This window comes from Nocardia sp. SSK8 (assembly GCF_037034205.1).
Classification (GTDB): Bacteria; Actinomycetota; Actinomycetes; order Mycobacteriales; family Mycobacteriaceae; genus Nocardia.
Genome location: NZ_JBAGKD010000036.1, coordinates 1 through 539 on the forward strand (window position 1 = coordinate 1; position 539 = coordinate 539).

1 pseudogene is annotated in these 539 nt (G+C 68.6%); it reads left to right on the plus strand.

Annotated features, from left to right (window positions below):
• A pseudogene (locus WA675_RS27260) lies at positions 1 to 539 on the plus strand (methionine synthase); the annotation flags it as partial.

The window sequence follows — 539 nt, forward strand, 5'->3', positions numbered from 1 at the left end:
CCTGCTGGTGAAGTCCACCGTGGTCATGAAGGAAAACCTCGAGGAAATGAACTCTCGCGGTGTCGCCGAACGGTTTCCGGTCCTGCTCGGTGGCGCGGCGCTCACGCGGGCCTATGTGGAGGACGATCTCACCGCGGTCTACAGCGGCGACGTGCACTATGCCCGCGACGCCTTCGAGGGTCTGCGATTGATGGACGAGATCATGGCCCGCAAGCGCGGCGAGGCCGTGGACACCCTCGACCCGGCGGCGCTCGCCGAACGGCAGGCGCGGCGTGCGCGGTCCAAACGGATCGCCGCCGAACGTAAGGCCGCCGAGTTTCCGGTCGTGGTGCCCGAACGCTCCGAAGTCGCCGCCGACCTGGCGGTTCCGTCGCCACCGTTCTGGGGCACCAGGGTGGTGCGAGGTCTTCCGGTGCACGACTACGCGGGGCTGCTCGACGAGCGTGCGCTGTTCCTCGGCCAATGGGGACTGCGCGGTCAGCGCGGCGGTGCGGGGTCTTCCTATGCGGAACTCGTGGAGACGGAAGGCCGTCCGCGGT